This window comes from Streptomyces sp. CRN 30 (genome assembly GCF_034105845.1).
Genome location: NZ_JAVRHI010000247.1, coordinates 1 through 10,240 on the forward strand (window position 1 = coordinate 1; position 10,240 = coordinate 10,240).

The window sequence follows — 10,240 nt, forward strand, 5'->3', positions numbered from 1 at the left end:
GGCGGGCCCGGCGAGCCGGGCGCGGGTCACGACGCGGCCGGCGGCCCGACGTACGGGGCGGAGGCGCGGGCCGGCGGCGACGCCGACCGCACGGAGTACGGCTCGGTGCCCCACGTGCCCGGGGACGCGGGCAGCGCGTACGGGACGGCCGGGGCGCCGGTGGGTGACGGTGTGTCGCGGTCGGTGCACGGCGGCCCGCAGCCGGTGCACGAGGGGCCGCGGGTCGCTTCCGGCGGGTGGCCCCAGGGCGCCCCGGAAGTCCAGGACCCGCGGTTCGACAGACAGGAGCAGGGACGGTGAGCGGGTCGGTGACCGGGTCGGTGACGTCCGAGGCGCCGGAGATGTCCGTGGCGGTCGCGTTCGCCGGCATGCGGCGCGTGGCCGGAGTGGTGTTCCGGGCCGGTTGTCCGGACTGCCGGGCCAGCTACGAGCTGGGCGCGAGCGAGCTGCGGCTCGCCATCGGCGCCACCAGCGAGCGGACCTTCTACTCCTTCACCTGCCCCGAGTGCGGGGCGGCCGTCCGCAAGCCCGCGGGGGAGCGCATCGTCGAGCTGCTGACCGGCGGCGGGGTGCGCACGCTGCGGCTGCACTCGGCGGGCTAGGCTCGACCCATGTTCTGGCCGATGTTCGCGATCGCCGTGGGGTTCCTGGGACTCGCTGTGCTGGGGGTGTTCGCCGTGCGCGTCTTCGTCGAGGCCCAGCGCCTCGGCAGGCAGGTCACGGACTCGGCGCGCCGCATCAACCGCGCCGCCGAGGACCTGGAGCGGGCGGCCGTGAGCACGGCCCGCGCCGTGGACGGGCTGTGACCCCGCACCGGCGGTGAATCCGCACGGTGTGTTCCGGGGGTTCGGGGTGCCGGGCACTTCGGGGCACTTCGCCCTGTCACCCCCGTACCGGGGGCAGGTACGCTCATGGTCGCGGCCCGGTGAACGAGGCGCGGGCCGCAACTCGGAGTACGCAGAGGGATTGCCTTGCGTTCACCCCTGAGCGTTACGATCGCTGCCAGCGCGATCGTCGGACCTGTGTCCGTCCGGTCGGACAGCGACCCGCCCGCCGCCTCTGTGAGAAGGTAAAACTTATGTTCGGAAGGATCGGCGCTCCCGAGATCATCCTGATCCTCGTCGTCATCATTCTGCTGTTCGGCGCGAAGAAGCTTCCGGACATGGCCCGCTCGCTCGGCAAGTCCGCGCGCATCCTCAAGAGCGAGGCGAAGGCGATGAAGTCGGAGAACAAGGACGACTCCGCCGCCCCCTCCGCCCCGCCGCAGGAGGGGACCGCGACCGCGCGTACCATCCAGGCCGCGCCCGGTGACGTGACCAGCTCCCGCCCGGTCACCGAGCCGACGGACACGACCAAGCGCTGACGCGGGCCGGTGACCCCCGGCCTGCCGCACGAGATGGGAACGTGGGTTGCTGAAGTCTGCCCGCAAGCAGCAGGAGAAGGATCCCGAAGGGCGGATGCCCCTGGTGGAGCACCTTCGTGAGCTCCGCAACCGGCTCGCGAAGGCGCTGCTGGCCATCGTCGTCGTCACGGTCGTCGCCGCGTTCTTCTACAACGACATCATCAACTTCCTCACCAAGCCGATCCTGGAGTCGGTCGGCTGTGCCAGGACCTTCGAGGAACTGGCGAGGACCTCCGACGAAACCTGCGCGCAGATCACGATCAACGGTCTGCTGACGCCCTTCACGCTGGCGCTGAAGGTCTCCCTGATGGCGGGCGTCGTCCTCGCCTCGCCGGTCTGGCTCTACCAGCTCTGGGCGTTCATCGCGCCCGGCCTGCACAAGGCGGAGAAGAAGTACGCGATCGCCTTCGTCGCCACCGGCGCCCCGCTGTTCCTCGGCGGTGCCTACTTCGCCTACTCGGTGCTGCCCACCACGGCGGAAGTGCTGATCGAGTTCACGCCGGCCAACGTCGACAACCTGCTGCCCCTGGACGACCTGCTCGACCTCGTCACGCGCATGGTGGTCGTCTTCGGACTGGCCTTCGAGCTGCCGCTGCTCCTGATCATGCTCAACTTCACCGGGATGATCACCGGCAAGCGCATGCTCGGCTGGTGGCGCGCCATGATCATGGGCATCACGGTCTTCTCGGCCCTCGCCACGCCCAGCACCGACCCGCTGACCATGATGGCGCTCGCCGGACCGATCTGGGTCCTCTACTTCGGCGCCGTCGGCGTCTCGCTCTTCAACGACCGCCGCAGGGCACGCCGCGAGGCCGAGGGCCCCGGCGACGACGAGGCCTCCGAGCTCGACCTGACGCCCGAGGCGATCGGAGAGGTCGAAGCCGTCCCGGCGAACCGCGCGCTGCCCGAGGGCACCGGCGGAGCCGGTCCCGGCAAGGACCGGGTCAACGGGTACGACGACGTGACCTGACCCTCCCCGGACACCTTTCGCGGCCGGGGCGCCCGTGTGGCGCCGCCGGCCGCTTCCGTCTCCGCTGAGCTGCGGGGTTCCCGTGCCCGGCGGGAGGGGATCCGGATAATGATCGTCCTGTTGTCGGTGCGGGCCGGTAACCTCGAAAGCACGATGACAGAGGACCTCTCACCGGCCGAGCGGTACGCGGCAGCCCGTAAGCGCGCTGCCGAGCAGGCCACCGCCCTCGCCTCCTTCCGCGGAATGTACGACTTCGGCCTCGACCCCTTCCAGATCGAGGCCTGCCAGTCGCTCGAGGCGGGCAAGGGCGTGCTGGTGGCCGCGCCCACCGGCTCCGGCAAGACGATCGTCGGCGAGTTCGCCGTGCACCTCGCCCTCGGGCAGGGCAAGAAGTGCTTCTACACGACGCCGATCAAGGCGCTGTCGAACCAGAAGTACGCCGACCTGTGCCGCCGTTACGGCGCGGACAAGGTCGGCCTGCTCACCGGCGACAACAGCGTCAACTCGGACGCGCCGGTGGTCGTGATGACCACCGAGGTGCTGCGGAACATGCTCTACGCGGGCTCGCAGACGCTGAGCGGGCTCGGGTACGTGGTCATGGACGAGGTGCACTACCTCTCCGACCGCTTCCGCGGCGCCGTCTGGGAGGAGGTGATCATCCACCTCCCCGAGTCGGTGACGCTGGTGTCGCTGTCGGCGACCGTGTCCAACGCCGAGGAGTTCGGCGACTGGCTGGACACCGTGCGCGGGGACACCGAGGTGATCGTCTCCGAGCACCGGCCCGTGCCGCTGTTCCAGCACGTGCTGGCGGGCCGCCGGATGTACGACCTGTTCGAGGAGGGCGAGGGGCACCGCAGAGCCGTCAACCCCGACCTCACCCGCATGGCCCGGATGGAGGCCAGCCGGCCCTCGTACCAGGACCGCAAGCGCGGCCGCGCCATGCGCGAGGCCGACCGGGAGCGGGAGCGCCGGCAGCGCTCCCGGATCTGGATCCCGAGCCGCCCGGAGGTCATCGAGCGGCTCGACGCCGAGGGCCTGCTGCCCGCCATCACCTTCATCTTCAGCCGCGCCGCCTGCGAGGCCGCCGTGCAGCAGTGCCTGCACGCGGGCCTCCGGCTGAACGACGACGGGGCCCGGGAGCGGGTCCGTGCCCTCGTCGAGGAGCGCACGGCGAGCATCCCCCGCGAGGACCTGCACGTCCTCGGCTACTACGAGTGGCTGGAGGGCCTGGAGCGCGGGATAGCCGCCCACCACGCGGGCATGCTGCCGACGTTCAAGGAGGTCGTCGAGGAGCTGTTCGTGCGCGGCCTCGTCAAGGCCGTGTTCGCCACCGAGACCCTCGCGCTCGGCATCAACATGCCGGCCCGCTCGGTGGTGCTCGAGAAGCTCGTCAAGTGGAACGGCGAGCAGCACGCCGACATCACCCCCGGCGAGTACACCCAGCTCACCGGCCGTGCGGGCCGTCGCGGCATCGATGTCGAGGGCCACGCGGTCGTGCTCTGGCAGCGGGGCACGAGCCCCGAGCACCTGGCCGGGCTCGCGGGCACCCGCACCTATCCGCTGCGCTCCAGCTTCAAGCCGTCGTACAACATGGCGGTCAACCTGGTCGAGCAGTTCGGCCGGCACCGCTCGCGCGAGCTGCTGGAGACCTCGTTCGCGCAGTTCCAGGCGGACAAGTCGGTCGTCGGCATCTCCCGGCAGGTGCAGCGCAACGAGGAGGGACTGGACGGCTACCAGGCCTCCATGACCTGCCACCTGGGCGACTTCGAGGAGTACGCGCGACTGCGCCGCGAGCTGAAGGACCGGGAGACCGAGCTGGCCAAGCAGGGCGCCGCCCAGCGGCGCGCGGAGGCCGCCGTGGCGCTGGAGAAGCTGAAGCCGGGCGACGTCATCCACGTGCCGACGGGCAAGTTCGCGGGGCTCGCGCTGGTGCTGGACCCGGGGCTGCCCGCCGGCCGTTCCAACGGCCACCGCGGCTTCGACAGCCACGACGGTCCGCGGCCCCTCGTGCTCACCGCCGAGCGCCAGGTCAAGCGGCTCGCGTCGATCGACTTCCCGGTGCCCGTGGAGGCGCTGGAGCGGATGCGGATCCCGAAGTCCTTCAATCCGCGCTCGCCGCAGTCCCGCCGTGACCTGGCCTCCGCGCTGCGCACCAAGGCCGGGCACATCACCGCGGAGCGGCACCGCAAGAAGCGGTCCGCGGCCGCCGACGACCGGGAGATCGCGCGCTTGCGCACCGCGCTGCGCGCGCACCCCTGCCACGGGTGCGACGACCGCGAGGACCACGCCCGCTGGGCCGAGCGGTACTACCGCCTCAAGCGCGACACGTCGCAGCTGGAGCGCCGTATCGAGGGCCGGACGAACACCATCGCCCGTACCTTCGACCGCATCGTCGGCCTCCTCACCGAGCTGGACTACCTGCGCGGCGACGAGGTCACCGAGCACGGCAAGCGGCTGGCCCGGCTGTACGGCGAGCTCGACCTGCTCGCCAGCGAGTGCCTGCGGGCCGGAGTGTGGGAGGGGCTCGGCCCGGCCGAGCTCGCCGCGTGCGTCTCCGCCCTGGTGTACGAGTCCCGGTCCGGGGACGACGCGTACACGCCGAAGCTGCCCTCCGGAGCGGCGAAGGCCGCCCTCAGCGAGACGGTGCGGATCTGGGGCCGGCTCGACGCCCTGGAGGAGGACTTCCGCATCAACCAGGCGGAGGGCGTCGGCCAGCGCGAACCCGATCTGGGCTTCGCCTGGGCCGCCTACATGTGGGCCTTCGGCACGGGCCTGGACGAGGTGCTGCGCGAGGCGGAGATGCCGGCCGGTGACTTCGTGCGCTGGTGCAAGCAGGTGATCGACGTCCTCGGCCAGATCGCGGCCGCCGCGCCCCCGGGGTCGACGGTGGTGAAGAACGCCCGCAAGGCGGTCGACGGTCTGCTGCGCGGGGTCGTGGCGTACTCGTCCGTGGGCTGAGCGCGGCCGCTGCGGCGAAAGGCCGGCCCGGCGCCGTCCCGGGAGGGGTGTTCCCTCCTCCCGGGACGGCGCCGTTCGTATGCCCGTTCCTCGTGACACACGGTGTTCGAGCGGGTTCGCAGCGTGCAAATGGGTTCGAGCGTACCCCTGCTCCTGTGCCGATTTCCGGGGCTTGCTGAATATGACACAGCGATGATCCGGTCGGATTAAGCTCGCCCGCAGCGCACCGAGTTGAGGTGTAATCGTGCGCTTGTTCCCAAAAATACCGAAGGTTCCGTTTGAGAACCCACGAACCGCTGCACGTCCCCCTACTCCCAGCCGATTCGTCTCAGAGGGCATACATGGTGAGTGTTCAATCGCCTCCCGGTGGCCGTGAACTTCCGTACGCACGCGTGCTGTTGCCGCCGGCCATACTGATGGCCGCGGCGACCGGGGCCGCCGCGGCCCTGGTGGTGGGGCCGGCCAGGATCGCCGTGGCCTGGTGCGGTGCCATCGCGACCGTCCTGGTCGTCACGACCGCGTCCCAAGTGGTCCGCCGCGGCCGTCGGGTCCGCTCCCTGCGCGCCGAGTTCGCCCACCGGACCGGCTACCTGGAGCACCGCGTCACGGCCCACGACCAGGAGTTCCTGGCGCTCGGCCGGGAGGTCCTGCCCGCCATGCTGGACCGCCTGCGCTGCGGCGACTCGCCCTCCGAGGTGGTCCGCCTGGGCATCGCGGAGAACCCCGAGTACAGCCACCTGCCCGAGTCGCAGCGCTCGCTGATCCGCATGATCCTCGACATCGTCGACCGCGAGGAGGTCCGGCGCGACTCCTCCCAGCGCGCCTTCGTCAACATCGCGCGGCGCGTCCAGGCGATCGTCCACCAGCAGAACAAGGAACTCCGCGAGATGGAGGAGGACCACGGGCGCAACCCCGAGGTCTTCGACGACCTGCTGCGCATCGACCACGGCACCGCGCTGATCGGCCGCCTCGCCGACTCCATCGCCGTCCTCGGCGGCGGCCGGCCCGGCCGCCAGTGGCCCAACGCCGTGCCGCTCTACAGCGTGCTGCGCGGCGCCATGTGCCGCATCCTGGAGTACCGCCGCATCGAGCTGCACTCCATCGCCAAGGTCAACGTCGACGGCATGTCCGTGGAGCCGCTCATCCACGCCGCGGCCGAACTCCTCGACAACGCCACCCGCTACTCGCCGCCCCAGACCAAGGTGCACGTCACCGCCATCGAGGTGCAGACCGGCATCGCCGTCGAGATCGAGGACGCCGGCGTCAGCCTCAGCGAGGAGTCCCGCGCCAAGGCCGAGGGCATGCTCGCCCGCGCCCAGGCCGGCATGGACTTCCAGGACCTCGGCGACACCCCGCGCCTCGGCCTCGCCGTCGTCGGCCGCCTCTCCACCATGTTCAACCTGCAGGTCTCGCTGCGGCAGTCCGCGTACGGCGGGGTCCGCGCCGTGATGGTCGTCCCCCGCGACATGCTCACCGACGAGGCCGCGCCCGGGCTCGCCCACGGCATCGGCATCGCCTCCGTGCCGACCATGGACACCGACGGTGTCGAGGGGCCCGACCGCACCGTCAAGAAGCGGCGCCCGACCACCGGCCCGCCCGTCCGCTCCTCTGCCGAGAAGCTGGCCATGGGCATGGGCTACGAGGACGACGTGCCCGTCGTCACCGAGTGGACCCCGGGCGGACTGCCGCAGCGCCGCAGCCGGGTGAAGACCCCGCTCAGCCAGCGGATGGCCGAGGCCGCCGCCGCGGAGGCCGCGGCCGAGGCCGCCCGGGCCGCCGCGCCCGTGTGGGGGGAGTCCGACCCGGAGCCGCAGCCCATCGACCCGCCCGGTGCCTGGGTCGAGGCGTTCATGGCCGGCCTCAAGAGCGACCCGGACCCGACCGCCTTCACCAGGAACCCGGACGACCCCACCTTCTCCACCACGACCGACGGGCCGGTCCCCGTGGAGGCCGACGACGAGAGGGACCTCAAGTGATCCAGCAGCGAGCCAACTTCGACTGGATGCTCAAGGAGCTCGCCGACGGCGTCCCCGGCATCGAGCAGATCGTGGTGCTCTCCGCCGACGGACTGCGCATCGCGCGCCACGGGGGCGACGTGGACGCCGCCGACCGCGTCGCCGCGGCCTGTGCCGGCCTGCAGAGCCTGGCCGGCGCCGTCGCCGCCGAGATCGACGCCGGTGACGGCCGGATGCGCATGGTCATCATCGAGATCCACGGCGGCTACTTCTACCTGATGGAGGCCGGGCCCAATGCCTACCTCGCGGTTCTCGCCAACGAGATCGCCGAACCCGGACTGATGAGCGCCCGCATGCGCGACCTCGTCGTACGGATCGGCTCCCATCTGACCAGTCCGCCCCGGCGCAACGGGCAGACCGTATGACTCCTCCGCGACGCCAACGGCGCTATACCGGGGAACCACCGCCGCCGCCCCCGCCCCCGCCGCTCCAGGACAGCACGCCGGACGGTCACGCGCCGGGGGACGGGAGGAAGGAGAAGAATCCCGAACGGCTGTACGTCCTCACCGGCGCGGGCCCCGGGGACGGCGAACGGGCCCCCATCGACCTGGTGACGCTGATCATTGCGCGCGCCGAGCCGCCGCCCTCCGCCGCGCCGGAGCAGACGGCACTGCTCAGGATCTGCGAGGCCCCGCTGTCCGTGGCCGAGATCTCGGCCTACCTCAACCTGCCGTTCAGCGTGGTGACCGTCCTGCTCACCGACCTGCTGGCGGCCGAACTGGCCCAGGCGCGCGCCCCGCTGGTCACCCAGGCGCGGGCCGACCGTTCCCTCCTCGAAGCGGTGATGCATGGACTACAACGGCTCTGACACCATCACGGGCCCCTCGCCCAAGGACCATCTGCCGCACACGGCGGAGACCGCGGTGAAGATCGTGATCGTGGGCGGCTTCGGGGTCGGCAAGACCACCATGGTCGGTTCCGTCAGCGAGATCAGACCGCTGACGACCGAGGAGACCATGACCCAGGCCGGCATCGGGGTCGACGACAACTTCGGCTCCGACACCAAGACGGCCACCACCGTCGCCATGGACTTCGGCCGCATCAGCATCACGGACCAGCTGGTGCTCTACCTCTTCGGCACCCCCGGCCAGGAGCGCTTCTGGTTCCTGTGGAACGGCCTGTTCGAAGGCGCCCTCGGCGCGGTCGTCCTGCTCGACACCCGCCGGCTGGAGGTCAGCTTCGACGTCATCGGGCGCCTGGAGGAGAAGGGCGTGCCCTTCGTCGTCGCCGTCAACGACTTCCCGGACGCGCCGGGCCATCCCGTGGAGGACCTCCGCCAGGCGCTCGACCTGGCCCCGGAGATCCCGATCGTGGCGTGCGACGCCCGGCGCCGGGCCTCCAGCCGGGACGTCCTGATGACGCTGCTGCGCTTCCTGCACGCACTGGCGACGGCGAAGGCACCCGCGTGAACGACCGGCCCGCGCCCTCCCGTCCGCTCCTCCCCCCACTCCCTCCGGCCTCACCCCCGCGCACGCGCGGGCGAGCGCCCTCCACGTCCCCGTCCCCTTCCCCAGGACAAACGGATCCCAGGCAGCGGATCCCCGGCTTCGGAGCACCGTCGTGACGTCTGAACACCTCTTCCCGCCCGGCACCGACAGTCCCTCGGTGCCGCCCCCCGGCTGCCCCGCCCACGGCGTCGGCCCCGGCGGGCTGCGCCGGCTGTACGGCCCCGGGGCGGAGGACCTCGGCGCCCTGTACGAGAAACTCCGCGCCGAGCACGGTGCCGTGGCCCCCGCCCTGCTCCACGACGACGTGCCGATCTGGGTGGTGCTGGGCCACAGCGAGAACATGCACATGGTGCGCAGCCCCTCGCAGTACTGCCGCGACAGCCGGCTGTGGAACGCCCTCCAGGACGGCACGGTCAAGCCCGACCACCCCCTGACGCCCCTCTTCGCCTGGCAGCCCATGTGCTCCATGGCCGAGGGCGACGAACACCTGCGGCTGCGCGGCGCGGTCACCGGTGCCATGTCCACCATCGACCACCGTGGCATCCGCCGCTTCATCAACCGCGCGACCCAGCGCCTGGTCAACGAGTTCTGCGAGGAGGGCAGGGCCGACCTCGTCAGCCAGTTCGCGGAGCACCTGCCCATGGCGGTGCTGTGCGAGATCCTCGGCATGCCCGAGGAGTACGACGAGCGCCTGGTCCAGGCGGCCCGCGACATGCTCAAGGGCACCGAGACCGCGATCGCCAGCAATCAGTACATCATGGACGCCCTGTTCCGGCTGACCGCCCGGCGCCGGGCCGAACCGAAGGAGGACTTCACCAGTCACCTCGTCAGACACCCGGCGAACCTCAACGACGAGGAGATCGGCCAGCACCTGCGCCTGGTCCTGCTCGCCGCCTACGAGGGCACCGCCAACCTGATCGCCGACGTGCTGCGCATGGTCCTCACCGACCCGCGCTTCCGCGCCCAGCTCAACGGCGGGCAGATGACGGTGCCCGAGGCGGTCGAGCAGTCCCTGTGGGACGAGCCGCCGTTCAGCACGATCGTCGGGTACTTCGCCAAGCAGGAGACCGAACTGGGCGGCCAGCGCATCCGCAAGGGCGACGGACTGCTGTTCGGCATCGCACCGGGCAACGTCGACCCGCGCGTCCGCCCGGACCTCTCGGCCAACATGCAGGGCAACCGGTCCCACCTGGCTTTCGGCGGCGGCTCCCACGAGTGCCCGGGCCAGGACATCGGCCGCGCCATCGCCGACGTGGGCGTCGACGCGCTGCTGCTGCGCCTGCCGGACGTCCAACTGACCTGCGACGAGCGCGAGCTGTCCTGGCGCGCCTCGATCCAGTCCCGGCACCTGGTGGAGCTGCCGGTGCGGTTCGTACCCAAGCCCCAGCAGGACGTCATGCAGCAGCCCGCCGCCCGCGCGGTGCCGTCGCAGCGCACCGGCCGGGCG

10 protein-coding genes and 1 pseudogene are annotated in these 10,240 nt (G+C 71.5%); all 11 read left to right on the top strand.

Annotation, left to right across the window (positions count from 1 at the left end):
• Positions 1 to 300: pseudogene (locus tag UW392_RS26085) on the top strand (hypothetical protein); the annotation flags it as partial.
• A gap of 41 nt (positions 301 to 341) precedes the next feature.
• Entirely contained in the window at positions 342 to 602 is a 261-nt protein-coding gene (locus UW392_RS26090; protein ID WP_320777573.1) for a hypothetical protein, read from the top strand.
• Between the two features lie 9 nt (positions 603 to 611).
• Positions 612 to 806, top strand: coding sequence for a hypothetical protein (locus UW392_RS26095; protein ID WP_320777565.1), 195 nt, complete (start codon positions 612 to 614; stop codon positions 804 to 806).
• 272 nt (positions 807 to 1,078) lie between these two features.
• On the top strand, positions 1,079 to 1,363 hold the full coding sequence (tatA, locus tag UW392_RS26100; RefSeq protein WP_189217308.1) for a Sec-independent protein translocase subunit TatA: 285 nt from the start codon (positions 1,079 to 1,081) through the stop codon (positions 1,361 to 1,363).
• Between the two features lie 46 nt (positions 1,364 to 1,409).
• A complete protein-coding gene (gene tatC / locus UW392_RS26105) occupies positions 1,410 to 2,372 on the top strand; it encodes a twin-arginine translocase subunit TatC (RefSeq protein WP_320777566.1) in 963 nt (320 codons plus the stop codon).
• A gap of 108 nt (positions 2,373 to 2,480) precedes the next feature.
• The gene (locus UW392_RS26110) at positions 2,481 to 5,330 is read left to right on the top strand and encodes a DEAD/DEAH box helicase (RefSeq protein ID WP_320777567.1); all 2,850 of its coding nucleotides are present in this window, start codon (positions 2,481 to 2,483) and stop codon (positions 5,328 to 5,330) included.
• Between the two features lie 341 nt (positions 5,331 to 5,671).
• Entirely contained in the window at positions 5,672 to 7,306 is a 1,635-nt protein-coding gene (locus UW392_RS26115) for an ATP-binding protein (protein WP_320777568.1), read from the top strand.
• Positions 7,303 to 7,710: a roadblock/LC7 domain-containing protein gene (locus UW392_RS26120; RefSeq protein WP_320777569.1), complete on the top strand. Its 408-nt coding sequence runs from the start codon at positions 7,303 to 7,305 to the stop codon at positions 7,708 to 7,710. The genes UW392_RS26115 and UW392_RS26120 overlap by 4 nt, the downstream gene beginning before the upstream one ends.
• A complete protein-coding gene (locus UW392_RS26125) occupies positions 7,707 to 8,153 on the top strand; it encodes a DUF742 domain-containing protein (RefSeq protein WP_320777570.1) in 447 nt (148 codons plus the stop codon). The genes UW392_RS26120 and UW392_RS26125 overlap by 4 nt, the downstream gene beginning before the upstream one ends.
• On the top strand, positions 8,134 to 8,754 hold the full coding sequence (locus UW392_RS26130) for a GTP-binding protein (protein ID WP_320777571.1): 621 nt from the start codon (positions 8,134 to 8,136) through the stop codon (positions 8,752 to 8,754). The genes UW392_RS26125 and UW392_RS26130 overlap by 20 nt, the downstream gene beginning before the upstream one ends.
• 151 nt (positions 8,755 to 8,905) lie before the next feature.
• Positions 8,906 to 10,240: cytochrome P450 (locus UW392_RS26135; protein WP_320777572.1), on the top strand; the 1,335-nt coding region annotated here is incomplete at its 3' end.

Excerpts from the sequence above, each read along its gene's own strand:
- UW392_RS26090 (WP_320777573.1), top strand. The coding sequence starts at position 342 with ATGTCCGTGGCGGTCGCGTTCGCCGGCATGCGGCGCGTGGCCGGAGTG.
- UW392_RS26095 (WP_320777565.1), top strand. The coding sequence starts at position 612 with ATGTTCTGGCCGATGTTCGCGATCGCCGTGGGGTTCCTGGGACTCGCT.
- tatA (WP_189217308.1), top strand. The coding sequence starts at position 1,079 with ATGTTCGGAAGGATCGGCGCTCCCGAGATCATCCTGATCCTCGTCGTC.
- UW392_RS26110 (WP_320777567.1), top strand. The coding sequence starts at position 2,481 with ATGATCGTCCTGTTGTCGGTGCGGGCCGGTAACCTCGAAAGCACGATG.
- UW392_RS26115 (WP_320777568.1), top strand. The coding sequence starts at position 5,672 with ATGGTGAGTGTTCAATCGCCTCCCGGTGGCCGTGAACTTCCGTACGCA.
- UW392_RS26125 (WP_320777570.1), top strand. The coding sequence starts at position 7,707 with ATGACTCCTCCGCGACGCCAACGGCGCTATACCGGGGAACCACCGCCG.
- UW392_RS26130 (WP_320777571.1), top strand. The coding sequence starts at position 8,134 with ATGGACTACAACGGCTCTGACACCATCACGGGCCCCTCGCCCAAGGAC.